Here is a 26,938-nt window from a genome sequence, read left to right as displayed (position 1 = left end):
CACAAATATTCATTTAAAGCCCCAAAACAAATGAAAAAAATTACTTTAGCTTTAACCGCTACCCTCTTATTTCTGTTTACAATAAATGCTCAGAATGCAGAAAAAATAAAAGCAGAAAACTACATTGAAACTAAGGGTGAATTAACATTTACCTTCCAAATTACTGATGTTGCTAATTTGAAGAGCTTTGAAAATAATCTTTCAATAGTTCATTTTGACACAAATACTAATACAGTAAAGGCTTGGGCTAATGAGGAACAATTTAGGCTTTTTGAAGCATTGAATATTCCTTACCAAGTGCCTGAAAACGAAAATGAAGTTGATGAGTCGGTCATTTATGATAATAGACCTCTCGCAAGTAGGAATATGATGTCTACACTTACATTTCCATTAGGAAGTTATCCAACTTATGCTGAATATGCACAACAGATGCAAGATTTTGAAGATGACTATCCAGCTTTAGTTGAAAAAATTAGTATTGGAACCACGGGACAAGGCGATAAAGAACTTTTATTCGTTAAAATTTCTGATAATGTTTCTGTTGACGAAGCAGAACCAAAGCTGATGTTTACATCTTCTATGCACGGTGATGAAATTGCTGGTTACCCTATGATGTTAACTTTAATAGATTATATCTTAACGGTGTATAGCGATCCTGGTCATGCGGATCATGCAAGGGTTAAAAATTTAGTAGAGAATGCTGAAATTTGGATTAACCCAAGTGCAAACCCAGATGGTACATATCATAATAGTGCATCTAACACCTCTGTTACACAAGCAAGAAGAGGTAATGGTAATAATATAGATTTAAATAGAAATTATCCAGATAATGTTGCGGGTGCACATCCAGATGGTGAAGCATATCAAACAGAAACTATTGCATTTATGAACTTTGCTGATCAACATAATTTTGTGATTGCAGCAAACTTTCATGGTGGTACAGAGCTTGTTAACTATCCTTTTGATAATGCATATGCTACATCTCAATATGAACATGCAGATACAGATTGGTATGAATTTGTTGGTGTAGAATATGCTACACATTGTCAAACAGATGCTAATGCTGGTAATACATCAACACCAACATATAATAACAAGTCGTCTTACATGACAGATGATGATGATTGGGATGGAAATGCAGGTAGTCAAGCGTGGCATAATTATTATAGACAAAGCCCAGGAGTAACACATGGGGCTGAATGGTATAGAGTTTTTGGTGGTCGCCAAGATTATATGAATGTATATCAACAATGTAGAGAGACAACTATTGAGTTATCAGATACTAAAATTTTACCAGAAAGTTCTCTAGTAGATTATTGGTACTATAACAGAGATGCTTTATTAGACTATCTAACTCAAGGTACTTATGGATTTAGAGGAATTGTAAAGGATGCCGTAACGACTAATGCAATTGAAGGCGCAACAATTACAGTTGTAGGTCATGATGCTTATGGATCAGAAGTTTCTTCAGATACAAATGGTGATTTTTACAGACCAATTAAAGGAGGTACTTATGATTTAATGATTAGTGCACCATGTTATCAATCAGTTACACTAAACAGTCAATCAATTTCAGATTACTCAACAGTAGATTTATCTGATATTTTGCTAACACCATTAACACCTACTGTACCAGCTAGTTTAAGTGCCACTTCTATTGCAGCAGATTCTGCAACTTTAAGCTGGACATCTACAGGATCTACATTTGATTTAAGATATAGAGAAGTAGGTGCTACGGCATGGACAGATGTTTTAGGCTTAACAACTAACTCTTATAATCTTTCAGGACTTAGCTCAGATACAGATTATGAATTTGAAGTAAGATCTTTATGTGACGCAAATGCGTCAGCATATTCTACAGCTTTCTCTTTTACAACGTTACCGGTAAGTTATTGTACCTCTTCAGGGAATACTCAATACCAAACGGGAGTTACACGAGTAGTTTTTGGTGATATAGATAATATTGACGGTCCAACAAAGGATAACGGATACGAAGATTTTACTAACATTAGTACAAATGTTACCCAAGGGACTTCAGTAGATCTTACTGTTAGAGTTAATACAGATGGAAACTATACAGCCCATGCATTCGCATGGATTGATTGGAATAAAAATGGAGATTTTGGAGATAGTGGAGAGGAATATGATTTAGGAGATATCAACAATGTATCAAACGGAGCTTTGCCTACATTATCTATTACTATTCCTGAAAGTATGAATTTTGGACCGACGAGAATGAGAGTTTCAACTAGATATAACAGTAACCCAACGTCGTGTCAAACCAATTTTGATGGTGAGGTTGAAGATTACACCGTTAATGTAAAATATAATGGTTTACGTTATTCTGGTGGTACTTGGGATCCAAGTGCACCAAATGGATCTACATCTACAGAAAACGTTCTTATACAAGATGGTACTTACAATGTTAACGCTGCTATTAGTGTAAACAACATTACCATAAACTCTGGTGCTACAATAAATGTTGATAAAAGCCAATCTGTAACAGTCGCAGGAAACATAACTAACAATGGTGACTTTATTTTAAATTCAGATTCTAATGAGTTCTCTAGTTTAATGTTAGACGGAACCGTTTCAGGAAACATAGAATATAATAGGCATGTTAACTCCAATGCAGATGGTAATGATTTAATTGCACCACCTGTAAGTGGACAAACATTCGTTAATTTCTTATCTAATAATTCTAATGTTTTATCAAATACAGGACAAACCCAATATTTATTTGGGCCTTTTGAAAAGCCTTCTAACCAATATGTGTTATATGCAAATAACGAGGTAACAAACTTAGAGGCTGGTATAGGTTACAGAGTTGCGTCTACAGATGATGGGACATTTACTTTTACCGGAGATGTAAGTACAGGTAATGTTACAATTCCTATTGAGAAAACAGGCTCTAATTATGACAAATGGAATTTAATAGGTAACCCTTACACAACTTATATTTCGCTTTCAGATTTCTTAGCAGCAAACATTTCAGAGTTAGATACATTTAGTGCTGCTGTTTATGGATACGATGCTGACAATTCTAACGGAAGTAATTGGACAATTTGGAATTTAGCATACTCAGATGCTAACCCAGGAACTTTAATTGCTCCAGGTCAAGGATTCTTCGTATCATCAAAAGATGGTGGAGCTAATATTTCTTTTACCTCTTCAATGAGAGCTATCGGTAGTTCAGATGATTTCATAGCAGGTAGAACAAATAATGTTGGTCACTCAATTTTAAGAATGACAACCTCAGGAAGTGTATCAGAAACAGAAATCTATTTTAATGATAATACATCTTTAGGATTAGACTTAGGATATGATGCAGAGCATTTTGGTGGTGCACCAACAAACTTTTCAATCTATTCTGAGCTAGCAGAAAATAATCAAGGATTAGATATGGCAATTCAATCTATTAGCTTAAATGACATTGAAGATTCAACACTAATTCCTTTAGGTGTTAATGCTACTCAAGGACAACAATTAGTAATTAGCTTAGAAAGTACTAATGTTACTCAAGATATTTATTTAGAAGATGTTGTAACAGGCGCAATAACACACTTAAATAATTCTGATTATACCTTTACACCTAGTACAGATTTATCAGATACTGGAAGATTTTACTTAAGATTTGGTCAGAGTACATTATCAACAACAATCTCAGAGCTTGATAGGCTTCAGATTTATACTAATGTTGATGTGCAACAATTAGTAGTAAGAGGTCTTCTTAGCGATGAAACAGAATTAAGATTATACGACATACGCGGAAGAAAGATATTAAGTAAAGATTTGGCCGCAAACAGTACTTTTAATTCAATAAATACAGTAAGTTTTACAAAAGGGGTTTATTTGGTAGAACTTAATAACGGACAAAATAGAATAACTAAAAAGATAGTTATAAGATAGATTTTAAAATACTTTTTTTAAATAGCCTGGAAATATTCCAGGCTATTTTCGTATTTTATGCAACAAATAAACCTAACCTACTTTTTAGAAAAACAATGCATGGGATTTCCATACATTGTTTTAAAATGAAATAGAGTAGGTATTTATAGATTAAAAAGAATATTAACTCTTAAATGTTATGAAAATAAAGTTACTTATAATCTTATTGATGATGTCGACGATGATGTGGTCGCAGAATAAGGTATTATGGCAAAAACAAAGTATTAATACCAACTCAGTTAAGAAGGAAAATCATCTATCCTTAAAAAAGTATCAAACGTTTAATCTTAATACTGAAGCTCTAAGACAATCCTTAGTTGGTGTTGCTCAAAGAGGTGATACTTCAAATACATCTAATACTATTTTATCGTTTCCTAACTCTGAAGGAGAATTAGAACGTTTTTTAGTAAAGGAAGCCTCAATAATGCATCCAGATTTACAGGCAAATTACCCAGAGATTAGATCTTTTGTTGCTCAGGGTATTGATAATCCTTCTTCAATCATGAGATTTAGTTTGTCTCATCTTGGATTTAGTGGTATGATTTTATCTGCTAATGGTAAAAACACTTTTATTGAACCTTTGGGTAGAAATTCAAACAACTATATAGTTTTTAATAGAACAGAAAGAATCGATTATAATGATGATTTTGAGTGTTCAGTTTCTGCTAGTATAAGACAAACAGTAGATTCTCAATCTAATACTGCTTTTAGAAATGCAGATGACTCAACTTTAAGAACTTATCGCTTAGCGGTTTCGGCAACAGGCGAGTACACGCAGTTTCACGGTGGGTCTGTTGCAGATGCTTTAGCTGCTATAAACACAACAATGACTAGAGTTAATGGAATTTTCGAAGTTGATTTTAGTGTTACAATGACTTTAATAGCTAATACAACTAATGTTATTTATACTAATACTGGTACTGACCCTTATGGTAATACAACAGGTAATTATAACTCTGAATTACAATCTACTTTAACTTCAGTTATTGGAGAAGCTAACTATGATATAGGACACTTATTTGCTAACCTTCAGAATAATGGTAATGCAGGATGTATAGGTTGTGTTTGTGTTAATAATCAAAAAGGAAGTGGTTGGACTTCGGCTACCAATCCTGTTGGTGATTTTTTTGATGTTGATTATGTGGCACACGAAATGGGGCATCAATTTGGTGCTAACCATACATGGACATTTAATGGAAATGAAGGCACTAATGTACAAGTAGAACCTGGTAGTGGTACCACTATAATGAGTTATGCTGGGATTACCGGAGCAACAGATGTTGAGCCCAACGTTACCCCAAATTTTCATGCTGTATCGATAGAGCAGGTTACTGATTATGTTAAATCAACAAGCTGTCAAACTAACACAGCTACTGGTAATGCAGTCCCTGTTGTAGATGCTGGTTTAGACTATACAATACCTAGAGGTACTGCATTTATTTTAGAAGGTTCTGCAACTGACGCAGATACACCTGCAAATGCTTTGACGTATAGTTGGGAACAAATGGACGAGAATAATGCTTCTACAACATATCCAAGTACAACAGCCACAACAGGTGTGGCATTTAGAGCATATGAGCCTACTTCGAATACATTTCGCTATTTTCCTAGATTAGAGACCATTAAAACCGGTACAACATCTTGGCAATGGGAAGCAGTGCCAACTGTAGCGAGAACATTAAACTTTAGATTAACTGTAAGAGATAACGTTGCAGGAGGTGGAGCCAACAATAGCGATGATGTTGTAATAAATGTAAATGGTACTGCAGGCCCTTTTGTAGTCAACTCACCTAATACCAATGTAACTTGGAACGCAGGAACTACCCAAACAGTCACTTGGGATGTAGCAGGTACAACTGGTAATGGGATAAATGCGGCAAATGTAGATATCTTTTTATCTACCGACGGAGGAGATACTTATCCAATCACTTTAGCTACAGGAGTAACAAATGATGGCTCTCACAATGTTGTTGTACCTAATAATCAAGGAAGTCAGAATAGAATAATGGTTAGAGGCTCTAACCACATTTTTTTCGATATTTCTGATGCGGATTTTACGATTGGAGCTCCAATACCATGTAATCTTATAGTACCAACAGGTCTAGTGGCATCAACTGTTAGTTTTGACAGCGCTACAATTGATTGGGATGCCAATGTTGGTGCAACTTTTGACATTAGATATAGAGAAGTAGGTACAACACCATATACAGAGATTAGTGGTGTTACAACAAATACTTATTCATTAAGTGGTTTATCACCATCTACAGATTATGAATTAGAAATCAGAAGTGTTTGTACATCAACGACTTCTTCGTATTCAACAACCTTGCTGTTTTCAACGATAGCAATACCTCCATGTACTGGAGCTTTTGTAAACACATTCCCTTACGTAGAAACTTATGATTCTGGATTAGGAGATTGGACGCAAGCAAGTGGAGATGATGGAGATTGGATTGTGTATAGTGGACCAACACCTTCCAATGGTAGCGGAACGGGTCCTACAGATGATATTACAGTTGGTGGTAATTATGTTTACATAGAAGCTTCTACTAATGGAACACCTGGAGAAATAGGAGCAAATGCAACAGCTGTATTAGTAAGCCCTTGTTTTGATTTAAGTGCAGCAAGCAATCCTTATTTATCTTTTTATAATCATATGTTCGGCGCTGACACAGGTAGCTTAACACTCGAAATCACTAATGATGACGGATCCAATTGGACAACTTTATTCTCCCAAAGTGGGAATCAGGGAAATCAATGGAATACTGTTCAGCAAGATCTTTCTGCTTACGATGGACAAACAGTTAAATTCAGATTTACAGGTGTAACCGGAGGCGGATTTGCAAGTGATATTGCTATAGATCAATTTAGAATAGGTCCTCAGATACTAGTTTATTGTAATTCTAATGGAAATAGTACAGGAGACGAGTATATTTCTAACGTTACATTAAATGGAGTAAGTAATAACTCTGGTGTTGGTACAACAAGTACTGGTTATTCTGACTTTACTAGCGTAAGTATTGATTTGGATATAGGAAATACATATCCTTTTTCTATAACGCCTTTTTGGACAGGTACCATTTATGATGAGGGATATGCTATTTGGATAGACTTTAATCAAGATGGAGATTTTGACGATACAGGTGAAGATGTATTCTCACAAGCACCATCTCAAGACAATCCTGTTTTAGGAAATATTTCTGTCCCAATGGATGCGTTGTTTGGTCCAACAAGAATGCGTGTTTCTCTAAAATACGATGCAATTCCTACGTCTTGTGAATCTTTTGATTTTGGCGAGGTAGAAGATTATACAGTTAATATAGGTTTTGATGGCTTATTATACACCAATAACGCTTGGACACCTTATGCACCTGATAATACTACAGGAGCTGAGAATGCTTTAGTTGCCGATGGTACTAGTATAATAACTACAGATATAGAAATAAACGACTTTACTATAAGAACAGGTGCAGAAACAGTAGTTGATGCAACTGGTTCTATGATTGTGAATGGCGATATTGTTAGCGACGGAACCTTAACATTAAGTTCTGTGTCTAATAACTATTCAAGTTTAATACCAAATGGTACAGTCACTGGTAATGTAAGATACTTTAGACACACAAATAACACTGCAGCTATAGGAGAGGAAGATGCTAATGATTTAATTGCTCCTCCAGTTTCTGGTCAAGCATTTAATGTGTTTGCAGGTAATAATAGTAATATTGTTAGTAATGGAGGTGGAACACAATACTTATTTGGTCCGTTTGATAAAACAACAAATACATATCAACTATATTCTAATACAGAAACAGCGACATTAGACGCTGGTACAGGATATAGAGCTGCATCAACTAATAATTCTACATTTGAATTTGTTGGAACTGTAAACACAGGAAATATTAATGTACCAGTTGTTGTTTCTGGGCCAACATATCCTGAGTGGAACCTAGTTGGTAACCCATATCCTTCTTACATCACTTTAGCAGATTTCTTAACGGCTAACAGTTCGCTGTTGGCAGCACCAAGTGTTGGTATATATGGTTATGACGGAAACGCTGCAAATGGATGGACAATATGGAATCAGGCATATTCAGATTTAAACCCTAATGCTGTAATAACACCAGGACAAGGATTTTTAGTGGCTTCTGTAGCAGGAGGTGGAAACATTAGTTTTACAACTGCTATGAGAACAGTAGGCAATTCTGATGATTTTATTGTAGGTAGAAATAATATCTCTTATTTTAAATTGAACCTTACAAATGATTCTGATGTTTATCATTCTGAATTTTATGTATCAGATAATGCGTCATTAGGATTAGATCCAGGTTATGATGCCAGAACTTTTGGAAGTTTTGCACCAAGCTTTAGTATTTATTCACAATTAGTTGAAGAGAATGATGGAACAGATATGGCAGTTCAAGCTATTTCAAATTCCGATATTTCTAATAATGCAATTATTCCTCTAGGTATTAATGCTGCTGCAGGACAACAGTTAACAATAAGTTTATCTAATAACCTGTTGCCAAGCGATGTAGATATTTATTTAGAAGATCGTCAGAACAATACATTTACACTTCTTAATGATAATGATTATACACTAACAACTGTTACAGATTTACAAGGTATAGGTCGTTTTTATTTAAGATTTAACCAAGGAACTTTAAGTGTAGACGAAACAGGATTAGACACGATTCAGGTGATGAGTTTAGATAATCCTAGACGTATAGTTGTAAAAGGTCAAATAAATGAATCTACCGAGTTTACGCTATATGATATACGTGGAAGAGAGATTCTTAAGCGTGATTTAGAAGAAGGAACTACGACTAATACTATAGATACAAATCAGTTTACAAAAGGAGTATATTTAGTACAGCTTAAAAACACAAATAAAGTTGTTTCTAAGAAGCTCATTATAAGATAAGATTCTAAAAACAGATAAGAAAAAGCTCGAGTTATTTACTTGAGCTTTTTTGTTTTTTAAATGTGTTTTATTTCAGTCTCATGAAGTAATTCGTCTCCTCGCAACCTTAAGAAAACTTGTGCTACAGCAACAGTGTCTTTTTCGCAATAGGTAATGATGCGGTCAATGTCATTTTCCTCGTAATATACACGATAGACTTCACTGCCATCTATATCATCTTTTGGTGAAGGAATACCCAACACATTAGTTAATAGTTTAAGAGAAGTATACGTTTTATAGTCACCAAACTTCCATAATTCTAAAGTGTCTAGATGAGGTACTTCCCAAGGTTTTTTTCCAAAGAGATTGAGTTTGTAAGGGAGTTCAATATTGTGTATTATCATACGTCTAGCGATGTAAGGAAAATCGAATTCCTTACCATTATGCGCACAAAGCAAATGCTTATTTTGGCTGAAATGAGAAATGATGAGATTCTTAAAATCCTTAAGAATTTTAACTTCATCACCATAGAAAGAAGTCACCCTAAAATTTCGGATATCACCTTCCATTTTAAAATACCCTACAGAAATACAGATAATCTTACCAAACTCAGCCCAAATTCCGGCTCTGTCATAAAACTCTTCAGCTGAAAATTCCTCTTTACGTTGATATCTAGATTTGGCTTCCCAAAGACTTTGCTTTGTGGTATCTAGTTCTGAAAACTTTTCAGTCTCAGGAACGGTTTCAATATCTAGGAATAATATGTTTTCAAGATTGAGTTTTGAGATCATATGTCTTAATCATTTTTATTAGTAAATAAGCTTTCGTTTATTAATTCTAATGCCTTTTCCATAAGCTCATCGCGACCATTCTTTATTCCGTCAATGGTTGGTTTTACTTCTATATCTGGTACAATTCCAACACGCTGCGTTTCTGTACCATCAGGATAATATACTCCAATACCAGAAATTGAGGTGCGTAATCCTCCTGGTAAATCAATTCTGGAAACATTACCATCTGCACCAGCTGTTGTGCTTCCTATAATTGTAGTTTTGTCCCCTGCTCTAAATGCCAAAGCTGTATATTCTGCTTGGCTTTGTGTAATTTCGTTTACTAAAACAATTACTTTTTTACCTTTATAAGACCAACTTCTTTTTATACCAACCTTTAGACTTTCGTCAAACTTAAACTCACCAGGATATCTCAGGTTAGCTTTAGTAAATTTAACAAATTCAGCTCGATTAGAGTTTGTATAATTACCTAGTGTAAAGGGAACAAATGTTGATGGATAATTCCTTATGTCTATAATCAGGGCTTTGGTGTCTTTAAACTCTTCTTTAAGCGCGCTAACATCCTTTTTAGTAATGTTTTGAAGCGTTACATAACCAATATTCTCATTAATTTTATGATAACTGCGTTCTTCTCGCTTTTTGTACCATCTGTAATATCCTGATATTTCCTTTTCTTTATATAGATTAAGTGTCATAGAAATATCCCTGTTATCTCTATTTATAATTAGGTTAATAGATTTGTCTTTAGATCTCAGAATATCAAAACTGATATTTCTTAATCGTGTAGGTTGGTTAGAAGCAGGGTAGAATTTATTCATTTTATCAACTAAATCTTCTACTTTTTCACTATTAATATGTGTAATGACATCTCCAAGTTGTAATCCACAGTTCTTGCTTTTGTCTCCATCAAATAACGCATCAACTATTAATTGATTTTCTACAAATTTGACATGTATAGGAGCATAGAATTCACCACGAGCTTCTTGTATTTTACTGCTTTTAGACCAAAGATTGGCATGTGTGTCTTTAATATCTCCAATCATTAGTAGTGCTGCTTTTTCAAACTCTAATTGGTCTTTTGCATTAATAAATTTTGGGATGTATTCTTCTAAACAGGTATCCCAGTTTTTATCCATAAGATGTTTGTACGGAAAAAAGTAGTTAATCATGTTCCAGTACCTATAAACAGTAAGCAACCTAAAGCCATCGTCTGGATAAGTCATATCAGAATATGAAGCTTCATTTATAAATTTAGGATTTCCAACTTTTGGAAAAACATCGATATAAAAATGATTGCCTTGAAATCTATTTTTTAGAATAAACTGAAGTTCATCTTGTAATTCATTAGAAATTGAAGCGTCTTTAATCCAAGAAAAATTAGGTTTTAAAAAGGCATTATCACTAATATTTTCACATGACTTACATGGTTCTACTTCGCCATACTTTTTAATCCAAGAGACAAGTAAGGCGTTACGTTGAGAATCTGAATTGGCATCAAGATAACTTGGTAGAATTCTAAAGAGTTCATAATCCCAATTATAATTACCATTTGCTACTTTTGGGTGGTAATATTTTAAAAACCCCCAAATTCTCCCCAAAAGCTCTAAATCTTCTACGTTTTTTTGATCTAGTTCTGTGATAGATATTTTTGATCCAGAGTCAAATTCAGTATCAAAATTGTTAGGATTTTGCGCATTAATAAAAAAGGCTAAAAGGATTGTTAGCAGACTGAGATAATTATTTTTCATGATTGATTGGTTTTGTCAATCTAAAGAAATACTAAAATCCTTGAAACTTATTTTATATTTTGTTAAATAACAGAATATTAAGATATCATAAACCTAACATTTCATAAGCCTCATCAATATATAAACTAATATCATAGGTAAAGGCACCAATACCAGCATCTGGGGATTTTTGGTGTCCAAGTCTTACAATAATGACATTGTCTTCAGGTTGTACAATAACGTATTGTCCTAAGTGACCACGCATCATCTTAAAGCTTTTACCATTAACATCTTTCATCCACCAACCATAACCATATTCAGGACTTTCAGCAAAACGAGGTGTAATGGATTTAGCTACAAAAGCAGAATCTAAAACTTGTTTGCCATTCCATTTGCCATGGTCTTTATATAACTTCCCAAAGCGTGCAAAATCCTTTGCATTTCCGGCAATACAACAATAGGCTTTTACTAAATCATGGTCTTCACTGTCTACCTGCCAAAGCACATTGTTTTCGCTTCCAAGAGGCTTCCAGAAGCTTTCTTCTAAGTATTTGTATAACTTTTTACCGGTTGCTTTTTCAATCACCATAGCAAGCATTTGTGTGTCACCACTAGCATATTTAAAGGCTTGTCCTGGTTCTTCAACAACTTTTAAGCCATTACAGACCTTTGCTAAATCATCATCAAAATAAGCACGTGTTGTAATTGAAAATGGTGAATAATAGCGCTCATCCCAATTAGTACCAGATGCCATACTGCTTAAGTCTCCGATGGTCATTTTTTTGGCTTTATCATCGCAAAATGCAGGAAGAAAATCACAAACAGGCTGGTCTAAACTTTTTATATAACCATCCATTATAGCTTTGCCCAACATACCTGAGACATAGCTTTTTGCCATTGAGAAGGAATTGGATTTTGAGTCTTCGCCAAAACCATCGTAGTACTCTTCAAACCAAATGCTGTCATTTTTAATAATCACATAAGCAATAGTTCCCCAATCTTTATTTGCTTTAGAAAGTTCATCAGTTGGCTTTACGGAATTGTAATCTTTGTGATTTGGCCATGGCTCTGGATTATCACTTGCTTTAATTTCTTTATTATCAAAATACTGGTAGTCTTCTAAAAATGCTGTAGTATGTCCGTTTAAATAAATAGTTCTAACAGCTTTTAATAAATAATCAGTATCTGTTATGTAAAGTACAGCGACAGTTAGTCCAATAAGTATAACTAAAAATTTGAATAGCTTTTTTAAGAATTTCATGTGGAAATATTAGTGTTTTTTACGGTTTTTTAGTTTTTCTTTATAAAACGACTTTTTAGCGATGTAAAGTGTTTTTTTAAAAGTAGCAATTATATTTTGTTCCTCGTCTACCAAATACATGGTTTTTAAAAGGTCTATTTCGTTTTCTTGAGCAACTCTAGTTTTGAGATCTTCTATTTCGGTTTTTGAAAAATTAAATTCGCCATAAATTGTAGATTTTGCAGGTCTTTTGTATTTGGCTTCTACAGCTTTGTCCCAAACCACATAATCGTTTCCTAGGATTTGTATAAGCTGAATCATATAAATAGGGTCTGTGGCAGATAACATACTTCCTCCAAAAATGGTACCAGCGTAATTTCTGTTTTTCCAGTTGAGTTTCATCCTAATTTTCACATGGTGTAAATCGTCGCTCACCTCAATCAGTTTGGCTGTAGATCTACGATACATTGGTGACCAGTTAAAACCGTACTTATAAATTGTAGATACTTTAAAAAACCGTTTTAAAAATTCGGTACCAGATTTATACATTAAAAAAGTGTTTGTTGTTTGTGTTCGCTTTCGTGATTAAGCAGCCATTGTTTTCTGTGTAAACCACCAGCATAACCTGTTAGACTCCCGTCTGTACCAATAACGCGATGGCAAGGCACAATTATCCAAAGTGGATTTTTACCATTGGCACTTGCAGCAGCACGTATAGTTTTTGCATCACCTAGTTGTTTAGCGAGTTTTAGGTAAGAAATGGTTTTTCCGTAAGGGATTTTTTCAAGTTGTTTCCAGACTTTTTTCTGAAAATCTGTGCCTTCAGGATTTAATTTTAAATCAAAAGTTCTAAGCTGATTGTTGAAATATGCTTTAAGTTGAGATACACAATCTAATAGAGATTCAGGAATACTATCAGAAGTATTTTCAGGCTTGTCTATTATTGAAACTGAAGAAATTCCATCTTGGTCACCACAAATTTTGGCATAACCAATAGGCGTTTCAATAAAACAAGTGTCCATTAATTTTCAGGATTATCATTTTCTATAAGACCTAAGCGTTTTGCTCTGCTTTCCCAACTTTTTCTGGCAAGCATTTGTAAGTCTGATACGTTGTCACTTTCGTCCATAATCTCAAGACCAAGAAGGGTTTCAATAACATCTTCCATAGTTACGATTCCGCTTACAGAGCCATATTCATCTACTACAAGAGCCATGTGATTTCGACTTTCAACAAGTTGTTCAAACAATGTTGGGATAGGAAGACTTCGGTTTACAATAATAATACTTCGCTTTATTTCAGACAGTAATTTATCTCCATTACCCAATCCCATTTCTTTAAAGACTTCATCCTTTAAAACTAAACCAGTTATATTATCAGAGTTCTCTGTGTAAACAGGAATTCTAGAAAAACGTATGTTAGAGTTAGCCTCAAAAAAGTCTCTAACCGTCATGGTTTCGTTTTCAGTTTTTAAAACGGTACGAGGAGTCATTATGTCTTTAGCTTGTACTTCTTTAAAGTTGAGCAGATTTTTAATGACTTTGCTTTCACTTTCTTCAAAAACGCCTTCTTCTTGAGCGATATCTGCCATTGCTACAAATCCTTCTCTGCTTAAGACACTACCATGACCTTTACCACCTATAAGTTTTGTGGTTAATTGTAATACCCATAAAATACCTGTCCATTTTAATGGAAAAATTAAAACATTTAATGCCTTTGCTGTAAAGTTGGCAAGTTGTTTCCAGAAGGTTGCACCAATTGTTTTAGGGATAATTTCTGAAGCGACTAAAATAAGAATAGTCATTACAGTAGAAACTAAACCAACCATAACATCTTCGGTAAATTCTATGCCAAGAATACTTCTCTTAGTATTACCATATAATTCTGCATAAGCCACTTTTGCTTGTACACCAACCAAGATGGCACCAACGGTGTGCGCAATGGTGTTTAAGGTTAAAATGGCTATAAGTGGACGATCAACATCCTTTTTGAGTTCTTCTAACTCTGCAGCATAAGCTTTACCTTCTTTCTTCTTAACATTAAGAAATGTTGGTGTGATACTTAGTAAAACAGCCTCGAGAATAGAACACAAAAAGGAAAAGAAAATAGAAATTATAGCGTAGAATATGAGTAAGCCCATTAATGTATTAAAGTTTTAGTTAGTGCTAATTTACGAAATGAAATCTATTACCTAAAGATTTTATATATGCTGAAAAAAATAAAAACAATAAAATTTGTTTTCAAACTAAAATTCAATAACTTACAAGTGTAAAATACCTGATATTGGGTATTTATCTCCCTTCCCTTTAGACCTAATTTAGTAGCATAATTTAATATGTTAGATTATGAGTGCTAATACTACCAATTATAGAATACAGAAAGTTGCTTGTCAAAAAAATGATTGTCCAAAAGAATTCAATGTTATTGTAGATTCCATTTATACAGCTGTTACCAGACCTGTTTCTGAGATAAAAACCGAAACTTTTATAAAAAGAGAGGTTGTGTCGGAAGGAATAATAAATGATTACATAGTTGTGAGCTGTCCTTGTGAGACGAAGAATAACCAAAGAGTTTATCTAAAAAAAGACTAAAATGAGCGAGCTAAAGACATTTGATGAATTTTGGCTTGAAGAAGGTCAAAAACTTGTAAAAGAATCATTTACTAACCTTAATAAACATCTAACTAATTATAGTACTTATTTAAAGTTTTTATCAGGATTTTATACCACTGCAGGTTTAACAACTTTACTGTTATTCAAATCAGTATGTCCGTGGATTTATGTTGGCTATTTTCTGCCAACTATTCTGCTTTATGTGGCAACATTTAAAATTTCAGTTGGACAAAGTATTCCGCTTGAGACATTAGATCTAAGGAGTCCATTGAAGATTAATGATATTTATAATAAGTTAATATCTAGTCTTAAAGATGACATTATTCGGTCAAAAAGATGGATCGTACTGGCAACTCTGGCTGTTTTATTGGGTGGATCAATCACTATATATTATCTAAATCTTGAGATAAATGACAAGAAAGAAGAAAAAGAATTGGCCGATGTTGAAAAGAAGGAAGCCGATGATCTTCTAAAAATTGAGAATGAAATTTACAAGGAGTTTAAGAAAGCACAAAAATTTCATATCATCACTAGTAAGACTGACCAAAAAATCACAGTTACTGCAAAGCTGTTAGAAGATAGAACCTATTCAATAAATTATTTAGACGAAGAAGGTGTCTCCAAAAGTATTAATCTAGATATACCAAAGTATACAGATTTTAAACGAGAAATATTTAATGTAAAAAGTATTGTAGATATTAAAGAATTAAAAAATTAAGAATATGGAAACATTTGAGACTTATGAAAATAAGCAAAACATATATGTTAAGTCAACATATACATCAATTGCTAAAAGATTCGAAACCGTTTCTTTTTCTCTAAGGAAAGAAAACGATTTGAGTGACTTTATCCTTTTAGATAGGATAGATGGATCAAAAGAAAAAGCTAAGTTTAATAAAAATAAAGCTCAGGAAAGGGCAATATTAAGTATCACTAATCAGTTTTTTGTTGACTCTGATTTAATTCCTCAAAAAGAAAAAATAATGAAATCTACAATTGTTACTCATGGTATACATGACAAAGATTTTAGAAGCACATATTTATCTACAATGGCTGATTTTGAAGACGAATTCTTTAACGAAGAAGGCGCTAAGTTTTCTGTAGTTAAGAGAATAAAAATTGTATTAAATAAAAATTTTCGAGAATCTCATAAATTATTTATAGCAAACCAAAATTCTTAATCATGAAAAAGTTATTTAATTTTCTATTATTGGTTTTATTCTTTTTAAATTTTGTTACTAGTCAAAATAACCAAGAATCTAAAAGTATTAATGATTTTAATTTTGAAAGCACTACCAATCCTGCTTTTAGTTTATTAGAAGAAACACCAACTCAGATAAATACACCTGAAAATATCAAAGCTTTAGGGCTTTACTTGTCCAATGGTTTTTCTAACAGTAATATTGCTTTGGAAATAAATCCTTATTGGTTTTTAGACCATAAAGACAAGTCGTATGAATCCTATAGAGGGATTAAAAAGAAGAGTAAAGATAACATAAGAATAGATCCATTAAATTCTATCAGAACTAACAGTTCTATTTCTTTAGGGTTTATAGAAAAAAAGTATGAGTCTATAGAGTCAGAGAAAAAAGTTATAGCATTCGGTTTTAGAACTACATTATTTGAATATTATGGACCCAAAAGGACAAAAGACTTAATTAAGGTAGTTAACAAACTTGATGACGGTTATTCTAATGAAATTTTAGAAAAATTTAATTATTATCTTGGTAGTTATTCAACTAAGGGAGCTCCGCCTTATTTGGGAGTCCCAGATGATATAGTGTGCAAGGCTTATATTAATAACAAAACTATTCCAAGTGCATATATTAATGCAGCTCAACAGTTTTTTGTATCATATCCTCAATACTTAAGTGTCTATTCTAACAGCAATGATTTAGCTAAGGACTATTTTGAAGAAACTAGTGATAAAGTAGTAAGTTTTGTGTTTAACCCAAAGAAAATAAAGCCTCTAATTCGGGTTGATGGAGCAATAGCATATAGTGTTCTATTCAAGGAAAATGAGTTTAATGCCAGTACTGCTAATCGTTTCGGTAGTTGGTTTACAGCTGATATAGCCTTAATGTTTGATGAAAAAAACTATGCTCATATTTTTGGAATAAGCAGGTATGTAGATGATGGATTCAATATTAATTCTGAAGGTATGTATTTTGAAGAGGATTTCTGGGATATCGGTGGTAAATTAGAATTAGAGCTTAACAAACTAAAAGTATCATATGAGTATTTGAGGAGAACTAATGCAAGCGATAAATTTAGATCTGTTGGTAATATATCTTATCAGCTTACGGAAAAAATAAATATTATAGGAGGTTTCGGTAAAGATTTTCAAGATGAAGATAATCTCGTTACAATTCTTGGAATAAATTGGGGATTAGATTTAGGTGAAGGCATATTTTCAAAATAAGTGAAAAGCAACAAATAATAAAACTTTAGCCTTAGAACTGAACTTAAGACAATAATCTCACAACATCCTTAGCAAAATAACTTGCTATGATATCTGCACCAGCACGTTTAATAGATGTGACTTGTTCTAACATTACAGCATCATGGTCTAACCAACCTTTTTCGGCAGCAGCTTTAAGCATAGCATATTCACCTGATACTTGGTAAACAGCTAAAGGTACATCAAAAGTGTTTTTAATATCTCTTACAATATCCAAGTAGCAAAGTCCTGGTTTTACCATAACAATATCAGCACCTTCACTAATATCCATTTCGGTTTCTCTAAGTGCTTCTTCACGGTTAGCAAAATCCATTTGATACGTTTTTTTATCCTTTGGCACATCTACCATATCTACAGGAGCTGAATCTAAAGCATCTCTAAAAGGTCCATAAAAAGCTGAGGCGTATTTTACAGAATAACTCATAATCCCAACATCGATTAGGTTAGATTGATCTAATGCCTCACGAATACCAAGAATACGACCATCCATCATATCGCTTGGTGCTACAAAATTGGCTCCAGCTTCAGCATGAGAAATACTCATTTCGGCTAAAACTTCAACGGTAGCGTCATTGATAATTTTTCCATTTTCTACAATACCATCGTGTCCATAAGATGAAAACGGATCTAAAGCCACATCTGTCATTACCAACATGTCTGGGCAAACGGCTTTTACGGTTTGTATGGCACGTTGCATCAATCCATTTGAGTTTAATGCTTCAGTCCCTTTATTGTCTTTTAATTTATCATCAACTTTTACGAATAATAAAACCGATTTTAATCCTAAACTCCAAAGTGTTTTTACTTCGTCTTTAAGTAAATCCAGACTAAAACGATAGTAATTAGGCATAGAAGCAATTTCTTCTTTTACACCATTGCCTTCAACCACAAAAAGCGGTACCAAAAAATCGTTTGGTGTTATATAGGTTTCTCTAACTAAACTTCTAATGGCTTCGCTTGTTCTTAATCTTCGGTTTCTTCGTATTGGGAACATAATTGTAAATCTGAATATAAAAGTGAATATGCTTATTTTTAGCAAATACAAAGTTAATCAATATAACCCATTTACGAGTGTCAGAACGTCTCAGTCTTTTACAATTTCAATTTCCTTGGCGAAGCTACCAAAAGCAACTATTAGATAATTTTGAGACACACATTTCAGATCAGCATTTTCATGTTATTGCGCCACCTGGTTCTGGTAAGACTATTTTAGGTATTGAAATTTTAAGGCGAATAGGAAAAAAGACGCTTGTGCTTGCGCCAACATTGACGATTAGAAATCAATGGCAAGATAGACTGCAGTCGTTTTTTACAGATAAAAAAGCGTTTGAAGCTTTTTCGTTTGATGTGAAAAATCCAAGCGATATTACATTCTCTACCTATCAGTCGTTGCATTCATTTTACAAATCATTTGAGGATAAAACTGATTTTCTTGAATTTTTTAAAACGCACAATATTGAAACACTCGTTTTAGACGAGGCACATCATTTGAAAAATGCATGGTGGAACTGTTTAATCGCTCTAAAAAAGAGCAAACCTTATTTTATAGTAGCATTAACAGCAACACCACCTTACGATAGTTCGAGTTTAGAGGTAAGTAAATATTTTACGCTTTGTGGTGATGTAGATGATGAAATCTCAGTGCCAAGTCTTATAAGGGAAAAGGATTTGAGTCCACATCAAGATTTTGTTTACTTCTCAAAACCGTATGATTCCGAGTTGCATCATATTCAAGAATATAGAGATAATATTGAAGCGCTGAAAGCAGATTTATTAAGCGATGAGACGTTTATTTCGCTTATTGAAAATCATCGCTTTTACACCAATCCAGAAGATTATGAAGATGCAATTTATGCCAATACCACGTTTTTTTCATCACTTCTTATAACACTTAATGCAGTTAATATTCCTGTAGATAATTATAGATTGAGCATTTTAGGATTGAGTAAAACGGATAATGTTAGTTTTCCAAACTTAGATATTGAATGGTTAGAAATTCTGTTGCAAAACCTTTTAGTTGAAGACAGAGAACAACTTGAAGATTATGAAGAATATCTTTCAAAACTCGAAAAACAACTAAGACAACTTAATCTTTTAGAGAAAAACAAGGTCAATCTATCAGGTAATGATACGGTTTACAAATCATTGGCTTTTAGTCCTAGTAAGCTTGAAAGTATTGTAGAAATTGTAAACTCAGAACGACTCTCGCTTAAAGATGATTTACGCTGTGTGGTGTTAACGGACTATGTTAGGAAAGAATTCTTAAACACTTCAAATCAGGATTTTGAGCAAATTAATAAGATAGGTGTTGTTCCTATTTTTCATTATCTGCGAACAAGCTCTGTAGATAACAAGGATTTGGTAGTACTTACAGGTACTATTGTTATAATTCATTACTCAAAAATGCACGCTATTGAAGCTTATGGTGGTGATAATTCGTATGTGTTTACAACCTTAAAAGGAGACGATAATTTTGTCTTAGTTACAGGATCTGATAAAGCGAGAAAGGCCCTTCTAGGTATCATTACCAAGCTTTTTGAAGATGGTGTTTTTAAAGTTTTAATAGGCACAAAAGCCTTGCTTGGCGAAGGTTGGGATGCACCATCTATTAACAGTTTAATATTGGCTTCTTTTGTTGGGTCTTTTGTATCGTCTAACCAAATGCGAGGAAGAGCCATTAGAAGAGATGCAAATAATCCTCAAAAAACCAGCAACATTTGGCATTTGGCTTGTGTTGATCCTACGGATAAATTTGGAGGAAAAGAGTTAGAATTATTAAAACGAAGGTTTGAGGCCTTTGTTGGTATTACCAACACAAAATTATCATACATCACAAATGGTTTTGAACGTTTGGGTATCCCAAATGAAATATCTGTTGAAGATTTAGAGACTTTAAATGCATCAAGTGTAACCAATTCTGTGGGAAGAGCGCAGACTTTTGTGAATTGGAAAAATTCAATAGGTGAAGGCAATAAATTAACCAGACAAGTGCAACTTCAAGATTTTAAAACATCTCAGTTTAAAGCACAACGACAGTTCTATTTTGCAAAAGCATCGCAGTTAATCTTTATCGAAATAGTTTTGGTTTTAATAGTGTTCTTTTTCGGAAGTATTTTATTAGCGTTTAATCTTACAGTTCCAACAGAGATTCTTTCAGTATTAAAATTTATAGGTTGTATTGCCTTGGTGTTCTTTGGCTACAAACTTTACAAGGTTACAGTTTACTATTTAAGACATGGATTTTTACACAGAAAAATCAAAAATATGGGATCAGCAATTGTTGATACCATGGATGAGATGCAACTTTTAAATACAGATCGAAATAGGATTAAAGTTTATTCTCATAAATTATTTTCTAATGCTGTGGTTTGTAATTTAAAAGGTGCTAGTAATTATGAAGAAGCCTTTTTTGTTAAGACCTTAACTGAACTTTTAGAGCCAGTAGCATCACCAAGATATATTATTATCAATACCAATTTTTTCAAAAAGGGATTTAATATTGAAAATTTCTATCCAGTTCCAGAAGTCTTTGGTAAAAACAAAGAGGACGCAAAGTGCTTTCTGAAGCATTGGGTAAAACACATGGGAAAAACCAAGCTGGTTTACACAAGACAATCTGAAGGTAGACGATTGCTATTAAAAGCCAAATTATTCCACAGGTCTAATGAACTAAAAAATAAGTTAGATACTTCTACAGTGTGGCAGTAGAACTAAACCCACTCTCTAGGATTTCGTAAAACATCAATCAGTTTTTCTTCGTCGCTTCCTTTTTCAGGATGATGGTCGTAGACCCATTGCACATGTGGTGGCAAACTCATCAAAATACTTTCAATTCGTCCGTTGGTTTTAAGTCCGAAAAGTGTGCCTTTGTCGTGTACTAAATTAAATTCCACATAACGACCACGACGTATTTCTTGCCAATCGCGTTGTTCTTGAGTGTATGGCAAATCTTTACGCTTTTCTACAATTGGCACATAGGCTTCTAAGAAGCTATTACCAACTTCAGTGACGAAATCGTACCAGTTTTCCATGGTCATATCATCACTTGCTTTGCAATAATCGAAAAACAAACCACCTATACCACGAGCTTCATTTCGGTGCACATTATGGAAGTACTCATCGCAACGCGCCTTGTATTTTGGGTAGAAGTCCGTGTTGTGTTTATCACAAGCAGTTTTACAAGTTTGGTGAAAGTGTTTTGCGTCTTCTTCAAACAAATAGTAAGGCGTTAAATCTTGTCCACCACCAAACCACTGATCTACGATATTGCCGTCTTGGTCATACATTTCAAAATAGCGCCAATTAGCATGTACGGTTGGCACCATAGGATTTTTTGGGTGTAAGACTAAACTTAATCCACAGGCAAAAAAATCAGCATCTTTCACACCAAAATAGGCTTGCATACTTTTTGGTAGCGCACCATGAACAGCAGAAATATTAACTCCACCTTTTTCAATTACATTACCATTTTCTATAACGCGAGTTCTTCCGCCTCCGCCTTCTGGTCGTTTCCAAAGATCTTCTTGAAATTTTGCTTTGCCATCAATAGCTTCAAGTTTAGAGGTTATGGTGTCTTGTAATTCTTGTATGTAGTTGTAAAATTTGTCTTTCAAAATCTATGATTTATATAATTCATATAATTCCATATCTAAAGGCTGTTCACCAGGTGGAGTAAATCCATTTATGAGTGTTTTTTGCCACACAAAATTATTGTTTTTAGCAACATTAGCACTGGCAATATTGTCTTTATGCGTTATAATTTGAAGGGTTTCTAAACCCAGTGTGTTAAACGCATATTTATTAAGTTCTGCAATGGCTTCAGACATTAATCCTTTGCCTTTAAGGTTGTAGTCTACGCAATAAGCATATTCTCCTTGTTTGGCATCCCAATTGAGCTCTTTAATGTAGATAAGACCTGCTAGTTTACGGGTTTCAGAATGCTTTAAGGTGAATAAAAATTCTTCGTTATTTCTGAATTGTTTCACCTTTTTATCGACGAATAATTGTGATAATGTTGGATTTAAATTCTGTTGCAACGTTAATGGAAAAAAGCGTTTTAATCGATCTGAATTCGCAACACAAAAGTCGCAAATTTTCCAAGCATCACCTTCGTGTACAGCACTAATTTCAAAATCGTTAAAACCTAATATCATTAGCTAAGATCTATTTTGTCAAAAGGTTCAAAACCAATCTCTTCGTCATCATCAAACAATAAATCTACTGCAATAACTGATGCTGAGGTTACACTCAAAGGTAATACTAGGATAACACCAATCACAGGAATGAGTAATAATAGTAAAAACCCAATACCATTGCCAATAGCCAAACCTCTATGCTGTCTTATAAACGCAACACTTTCTTTATACTTAAAATGACGTTCGAGTGTGTAATCCATATTGGCAAAACCTGCATAATACGCCTGAACTAAAAAGAGTAAAACGGTTGAAAAAATATTTACAACAGGAATAAGCTTAAGTATTAGTATTGGTAGTGTATAAAGCAGTTCTTTTGAAAGGTTTCGTAAACCAATTCTAATACCTCTTACCAATTGTTTGCTAAAATTCGTACTCACGTAATTCTTGGCAGGTTTGCCAGTAAAGTAAGCTTCAATCTTTTCTGAAACAGGACTCATAAAAGGCGAAGACAATGCCATTATAATGTGCTTATACAGAATTAGACCAATTGCAAAAATGACAATGCCACCAATAAATGTTGAAATGGCTGTAAACGTTGCTTTTCCGGTTTCCCAAATCCAAATGCCAGCCATCCATTCTCCAAGATTATCTGACAATCCGTAGGCTGAAACAAAAATCATAGCAAATACAACAACGCTTATTATTACAGGAATAACGAAGTATTTCCACAATTTTAATTTTGAAATTAATCCGTATGCACCTGTGTAAACCTGAAGTCCTCTATATATGTCTTGTATCATAAAGCCTATCCCTAACCCTTTCCGAAGGAAAGGGAATTTGTTAATTGTTTAAATGAAGATATTAATTTTCAATTGATTTTAATCTCAAAACAATAGACGTTTTTTTACATAATTTGTTACAACAAAATAACTTACCGAGTTAAGGAGCATTTATATTCCTTTCCTTTGGGAAGGTGAGGATGGGTTAGCTTCTATATTCCTTCACAGCATCAATAAAAGCCTTGGCATTATCTAGTGGAATATTTGGTAAAATTCCATGGCCTAAATTTACAATGTATTTGTCTTTTCCAAACTCATCAATCATTTGGTGCACCATTTTCTTAATTTCACTAGGAGGTGAAAACAAACGTGTTGGGTCAAAATTACCTTGTAATGTAATATTTCCACCAGTTAAGTAACGTGCGTTTTTAGCAGAACACGTCCAGTCAATTCCTAAAGCAGACGCATTAGATTTTGCCATTTCACCAAGTGCAAACCAACAGCCTTTACCAAAAGCAATTACCGGAGCATCATCTTTTAAGGCTTCAATGATTTGGTTGATGTATTGCCAAGAAAATTCCTGATAATCTACAGGAGATAGCATGCCTCCCCAAGAATCAAAAATCTGAACAGCATTACAACCAGCAACTACTTTCGCTTTTAAGTAAGCAATAGTAGTGTCTGTTATTTTTTGAAGTAAATTATGAGCTGCAACAGGATTTGTGAAACAAAACTCTTTAGCCTTGTCAAAGTTTTTAGAACCTTGCCCTTGCACGCAGTAACACAAAATTGTCCATGGCGAACCTGCAAAACCAATAAGCGGAATTTCGTTATTAAGTAATTCTTTAGTGGCTTTTATAGCTTGCATTACATAGTCTAGCTCAACATGAACATCTGGAACAATAACATTATCCACATCTTTCTGAGAACGCACAGGATTTGGTAAATAAGGACCAAAATTAGGTTTCATTTCTACCTCAATATTCATGGCTTGCGGAATCACCAAAATATCACTGAACAAAATGGCAGCATCCATACCATAACGACGAATAGGTTGTACGGTAATCTCGCTTGCTAATTCTGGAGTACGACAACGAGTAAAAAAGTCGTATTTGGCCTTAATTTCCATAAACTCCGGAAGGTATCTACCAGCTTGACGCATCATCCAAACAGGTGGACGCTCTACAGCTTCTCCTTTTAATGCTCTTAGGTATAGGTCGTTCTTTATCATATAGCTTTTCGCTATTGGCTATTAGCCTTTAGCTGTTTTTAATTTTATTTATTAAACTATTTATCATTTTAGCTTCTTTACTTAAAAGATCAAAAATGGGTTTTAAGCTTTCAGGTTGAATAAATCCTAGTTCCTCAGAAATTATTAATTGTGTTTCTACTTCAAAAAGAGAACCTATTGCTATTTCAAGAAACCTTTTAAATTCTACTTCACTATTTCTACTACAACCCTCTGCTATGTTTGAAGGGATTGAAGTGGCTGCTCTAGTTAATTGACTGCGTAATCCAAATTTTTCTTCAGAAGGTAACATTTGAGAAAGTTCATAGACTTGTTTTACTATTTGAATCCCATTTTTCCAAATTTCAAGTTGTCTAAAGTTTCTCATCTTTTTTTATTTTTCTTAGCCTGTATTAATTTAAATTTTAGCCAATAGCCAATAGCCAATAGCCAATAGCAATTAAACATAGTGCTCATTCACCAACTCAATAACGCTCTCAACAGTTGGTACTTTTGCAATGCGAACATTTTCAAAATACTGACTTGCTGCTTTTGCTGTGGTTTCGCCAATACAAAATGCAATACCTGTGGCTTTATTCTGTTTTAAGTAACTTTCTACTGTTGAAGGACTATAAAACATTACTCCATCTACATTGGCTTCAACTTTATCAGCATCAAACTTGGTTTGGTAGGCTTCAATTTCGTTAACTGTAATGTTATTTTCAGATAGAATATTTGGTAAATCATCTAAGCGTAAGTCACTACAAAAGTAGGTAACCTCTGTGCCTTCAATATATTCAACTAAATAGTTGGCTAATTTTTTAGCGTTGGATTCTGTATGCGTGACTTTGCCTATTCGTTTTTCAACCAAACGCTTTGTACGTCTGCCAACACAATAAATATTTTTGAATTGTAATTCTATTGCCGAAAAATTATGAAGCAAAGCTTCAACAGCATTTTTGCTGGTAATAATTACATTTTTAATTTCATTACGGACAACTGTTTTTGGGATACGATTTAGGCTGATTTTAATCGCATCATTACTATCAGCAACAACGTCATTATGAAACAATAACAATTGGTCATCTGTAAGTTTTTTGGTAGAATAAATATTGGTTTCCTTATCGCTACGTTGTAATTGGTCAATAAGCGTTTTACCACCTTTACCTATAATATAGTTGGCACAAAATTCTGCTAGATCATCATGTTTGCCTAAAGGCACAACTTTAGCAATTTCTATTTTTTTGGTGCCATCTTTACTAAGGAGAATGCCTTTAAAATTAACTTCTTCATTTTTAATAAAGGCTAAGGCTCCAATTGGTGCTGTACAACCACCTTCCAATCGGTTTAAGAATTCGCGCTCAATTGCTGTGCAAATTTGAGTTTCTTCATGATTAATTTCCTGGCAAATCTCTAGGATCTCTTCATCCTTTTCTAAAGCAGTAACCATAATTGTGCCTTGTGCAGGAGCAGGAATCATCCAATGCAAATTGATAGCGTTTTCTGGTCTTATGTTTAATCTACCAATACCTGCAGCAGCGAAAATAGCACCATTCCAATGCTCGTTGTCTTCAAGTTTTTGCAATCTTGAATTAACGTTGCCACGTATATTTTCAACTTTATGTGTTGGGTAGCGGTTAAGCCATTGCGCTCGTCTACGAAGACTGCCTGTAGCTATAACAGCATCTCTTGCTGATAAGAATTCTTCATTGTTTTTAAACACTAAAGTATCGTTAACATTGCCGCGTTTTATAACAGCAGCTTGCACAATACCTTTTGGCAAAACTGTAGGAACATCTTTTAGTGAGTGTACTGCAATATCAATGCTTTCATTAAGCATGGCGATATCTAGAGTCTTGGTGAAAATACCTGTGATACCTAATTCGTATAACGGTTTATCTAGTACAATATCTCCTGTTGATTTTACAGGTACTAATACGGTTTTGTGACCTAAGCGTTCTAACTGCGATTGTACAGTTTTAGCTTGCCATAGTGCTAATTGGCTATCGCGTGTGCCAATGCGAATAATTTTAGATTTTGAACTCATTTACACTTTTTCAATCGGCTAAAAAATTGCTCTTTTTAGCCCTATTTTTATCTTTTTTTTCTTCCGTAGC

The 26,938-nt window shown here is 33.8% G+C and carries 20 protein-coding genes; 7 read left to right on the top strand and 13 right to left on the bottom strand.

The features are described 5' to 3' along the window. The first annotated feature begins 30 nt into the window (after positions 1-30). On the top strand, positions 31-3,909 hold the full coding sequence (locus ACXAFS_RS01265; protein WP_475304776.1) for a M14 family zinc carboxypeptidase: 3,879 nt from the start codon (positions 31-33) through the stop codon (positions 3,907-3,909). Positions 3,910-4,087: 178 nt separating this feature from the next. Beyond that, positions 4,088-8,869, top strand: coding sequence for a reprolysin-like metallopeptidase (locus ACXAFS_RS01260; RefSeq protein WP_475304774.1), 4,782 nt, complete (start codon positions 4,088-4,090; stop codon positions 8,867-8,869). A gap of 56 nt (positions 8,870-8,925) precedes the next feature. Here ACXAFS_RS01260 and ACXAFS_RS01255 read toward each other — a convergent pair whose 3' ends face one another. The 6 genes from ACXAFS_RS01255 to ACXAFS_RS01230 form a co-directional block, all read right to left on the bottom strand. Continuing rightward, a complete protein-coding gene (locus ACXAFS_RS01255; RefSeq protein WP_475304772.1) occupies positions 8,926-9,639 on the bottom strand; it encodes a 3'-5' exonuclease in 714 nt (237 codons plus the stop codon). A gap of 5 nt (positions 9,640-9,644) precedes the next feature. Next, the gene (locus ACXAFS_RS01250; protein WP_475304771.1) at positions 9,645-11,387 is read right to left on the bottom strand and encodes a S41 family peptidase; all 1,743 of its coding nucleotides are present in this window, start codon (positions 11,385-11,387) and stop codon (positions 9,645-9,647) included. Positions 11,388-11,472: 85 nt separating this feature from the next. Continuing rightward, a complete protein-coding gene (locus tag ACXAFS_RS01245; protein WP_475304770.1) occupies positions 11,473-12,627 on the bottom strand; it encodes a serine hydrolase domain-containing protein in 1,155 nt (384 codons plus the stop codon). Between the two features lie 9 nt (positions 12,628-12,636). After that, a complete protein-coding gene (locus ACXAFS_RS01240; protein WP_475304768.1) occupies positions 12,637-13,155 on the bottom strand; it encodes a PaaI family thioesterase in 519 nt (172 codons plus the stop codon). Next, the gene (locus ACXAFS_RS01235) at positions 13,155-13,628 is read right to left on the bottom strand and encodes a methylated-DNA--[protein]-cysteine S-methyltransferase (protein WP_475304767.1); all 474 of its coding nucleotides are present in this window, start codon (positions 13,626-13,628) and stop codon (positions 13,155-13,157) included. The genes ACXAFS_RS01240 and ACXAFS_RS01235 overlap by 1 nt, the downstream gene beginning before the upstream one ends. After that, positions 13,628-14,746, bottom strand: a complete 1,119-nt coding sequence (locus ACXAFS_RS01230; protein ID WP_475304766.1) for a CNNM domain-containing protein — start codon at positions 14,744-14,746, stop codon at positions 13,628-13,630. The genes ACXAFS_RS01235 and ACXAFS_RS01230 overlap by 1 nt, the downstream gene beginning before the upstream one ends. 205 nt (positions 14,747-14,951) lie before the next feature. Between ACXAFS_RS01230 and ACXAFS_RS01225 the strand changes: the two genes are divergently transcribed. The 4 genes from ACXAFS_RS01225 to ACXAFS_RS01210 are packed head-to-tail and all read left to right on the top strand — an operon-like array spanning position 14,952 to position 17,640. Further along, positions 14,952-15,197: a hypothetical protein gene (locus ACXAFS_RS01225; RefSeq protein WP_475304764.1), complete on the top strand. Its 246-nt coding sequence runs from the start codon at positions 14,952-14,954 to the stop codon at positions 15,195-15,197. A gap of 1 nt (position 15,198) precedes the next feature. Continuing rightward, positions 15,199-15,936 carry a hypothetical protein gene (locus ACXAFS_RS01220; protein ID WP_475304763.1) on the top strand — a complete coding sequence of 246 codons (738 nt, stop codon included), beginning with the start codon at positions 15,199-15,201 and terminating at the stop codon, positions 15,934-15,936. Positions 15,937-15,940: 4 nt separating this feature from the next. Further along, positions 15,941-16,399: a hypothetical protein gene (locus ACXAFS_RS01215; RefSeq protein ID WP_475304762.1), complete on the top strand. Its 459-nt coding sequence runs from the start codon at positions 15,941-15,943 to the stop codon at positions 16,397-16,399. A gap of 2 nt (positions 16,400-16,401) precedes the next feature. Then, positions 16,402-17,640, top strand: coding sequence for a hypothetical protein (locus tag ACXAFS_RS01210; protein WP_475304761.1), 1,239 nt, complete (start codon positions 16,402-16,404; stop codon positions 17,638-17,640). 43 nt (positions 17,641-17,683) lie between these two features. Here the strand turns inward: ACXAFS_RS01210 and hemB are convergent, their stop codons facing one another. Then, positions 17,684-18,673 (bottom strand): porphobilinogen synthase, encoded by a 990-nt coding sequence (gene hemB / locus ACXAFS_RS01205; protein ID WP_475304759.1) that lies wholly within the window; start codon positions 18,671-18,673, stop codon positions 17,684-17,686. Positions 18,674-18,750: 77 nt separating this feature from the next. Here hemB and ACXAFS_RS01200 point away from each other — a divergent pair, with 77 nt between their 5' ends. Further along, positions 18,751-21,387, top strand: coding sequence for a DEAD/DEAH box helicase family protein (locus ACXAFS_RS01200; RefSeq protein WP_475304757.1), 2,637 nt, complete (start codon positions 18,751-18,753; stop codon positions 21,385-21,387). Positions 21,388-21,389: 2 nt separating this feature from the next. Here ACXAFS_RS01200 and hemF read toward each other — a convergent pair whose 3' ends face one another. The 6 genes from hemF to hemC form a co-directional block, all read right to left on the bottom strand. Further along, positions 21,390-22,292 carry an oxygen-dependent coproporphyrinogen oxidase gene (gene hemF / locus ACXAFS_RS01195; protein WP_475304756.1) on the bottom strand — a complete coding sequence of 301 codons (903 nt, stop codon included), beginning with the start codon at positions 22,290-22,292 and terminating at the stop codon, positions 21,390-21,392. A gap of 3 nt (positions 22,293-22,295) precedes the next feature. Next, positions 22,296-22,832 (bottom strand): GNAT family N-acetyltransferase, encoded by a 537-nt coding sequence (locus tag ACXAFS_RS01190; RefSeq protein ID WP_475304754.1) that lies wholly within the window; start codon positions 22,830-22,832, stop codon positions 22,296-22,298. Beyond that, positions 22,832-23,614, bottom strand: a complete 783-nt coding sequence (locus ACXAFS_RS01185; RefSeq protein WP_475304753.1) for an EI24 domain-containing protein — start codon at positions 23,612-23,614, stop codon at positions 22,832-22,834. Before ACXAFS_RS01185 ends, ACXAFS_RS01190 begins: the two co-directional genes overlap by 1 nt. A gap of 184 nt (positions 23,615-23,798) precedes the next feature. Then, complete coding sequence (gene hemE / locus ACXAFS_RS01180; RefSeq protein WP_475304752.1) at positions 23,799-24,824, bottom strand: uroporphyrinogen decarboxylase; 1,026 nt, start codon at positions 24,822-24,824, stop codon at positions 23,799-23,801. Between the two features lie 28 nt (positions 24,825-24,852). Next, the gene (locus ACXAFS_RS01175) at positions 24,853-25,209 is read right to left on the bottom strand and encodes a four helix bundle protein (protein ID WP_475304750.1); all 357 of its coding nucleotides are present in this window, start codon (positions 25,207-25,209) and stop codon (positions 24,853-24,855) included. Between the two features lie 72 nt (positions 25,210-25,281). Next, positions 25,282-26,868 (bottom strand): hydroxymethylbilane synthase, encoded by a 1,587-nt coding sequence (hemC, locus tag ACXAFS_RS01170; protein ID WP_475304749.1) that lies wholly within the window; start codon positions 26,866-26,868, stop codon positions 25,282-25,284. Between the last annotated feature and the right edge of the window lie 70 nt (positions 26,869-26,938).

This window comes from Winogradskyella sp. ABM4_392 (genome assembly GCF_056160445.1).
The sequence above is the reverse complement of the archived record's forward strand: the minus strand, read 5'-3'. Positions and strand labels throughout refer to the sequence as shown.

Coding starts and splice junctions, on each gene's coding strand:
- ACXAFS_RS01235 (WP_475304767.1), bottom strand. CDS start 13,628: ATGGACACTTGTTTTATTGAAACGCCTATTGGTTATGCCAAAATTTGT.
- ACXAFS_RS01255 (WP_475304772.1), bottom strand. CDS start 9,639: ATGATCTCAAAACTCAATCTTGAAAACATATTATTCCTAGATATTGAA.
- ACXAFS_RS01190 (WP_475304754.1), bottom strand. CDS start 22,832: ATGATATTAGGTTTTAACGATTTTGAAATTAGTGCTGTACACGAAGGT.
- ACXAFS_RS01215 (WP_475304762.1), top strand. CDS start 15,941: ATGGAAACATTTGAGACTTATGAAAATAAGCAAAACATATATGTTAAG.
- ACXAFS_RS01250 (WP_475304771.1), bottom strand. CDS start 11,387: ATGAAAAATAATTATCTCAGTCTGCTAACAATCCTTTTAGCCTTTTTT.
- hemB (WP_475304759.1), bottom strand. CDS start 18,673: ATGTTCCCAATACGAAGAAACCGAAGATTAAGAACAAGCGAAGCCATT.
- ACXAFS_RS01175 (WP_475304750.1), bottom strand. CDS start 25,209: ATGAGAAACTTTAGACAACTTGAAATTTGGAAAAATGGGATTCAAATA.
- ACXAFS_RS01220 (WP_475304763.1), top strand. CDS start 15,199: ATGAGCGAGCTAAAGACATTTGATGAATTTTGGCTTGAAGAAGGTCAA.
- hemE (WP_475304752.1), bottom strand. CDS start 24,824: ATGATAAAGAACGACCTATACCTAAGAGCATTAAAAGGAGAAGCTGTA.
- ACXAFS_RS01210 (WP_475304761.1), top strand. CDS start 16,402: ATGAAAAAGTTATTTAATTTTCTATTATTGGTTTTATTCTTTTTAAAT.
- ACXAFS_RS01265 (WP_475304776.1), top strand. CDS start 31: ATGAAAAAAATTACTTTAGCTTTAACCGCTACCCTCTTATTTCTGTTT.
- ACXAFS_RS01230 (WP_475304766.1), bottom strand. CDS start 14,746: ATGGGCTTACTCATATTCTACGCTATAATTTCTATTTTCTTTTCCTTT.
- ACXAFS_RS01225 (WP_475304764.1), top strand. CDS start 14,952: ATGAGTGCTAATACTACCAATTATAGAATACAGAAAGTTGCTTGTCAA.
- ACXAFS_RS01260 (WP_475304774.1), top strand. CDS start 4,088: ATGAAAATAAAGTTACTTATAATCTTATTGATGATGTCGACGATGATG.
- ACXAFS_RS01245 (WP_475304770.1), bottom strand. CDS start 12,627: ATGAAATTCTTAAAAAAGCTATTCAAATTTTTAGTTATACTTATTGGA.
- hemC (WP_475304749.1), bottom strand. CDS start 26,868: ATGAGTTCAAAATCTAAAATTATTCGCATTGGCACACGCGATAGCCAA.
- ACXAFS_RS01240 (WP_475304768.1), bottom strand. CDS start 13,155: ATGTATAAATCTGGTACCGAATTTTTAAAACGGTTTTTTAAAGTATCT.
- ACXAFS_RS01185 (WP_475304753.1), bottom strand. CDS start 23,614: ATGATACAAGACATATATAGAGGACTTCAGGTTTACACAGGTGCATAC.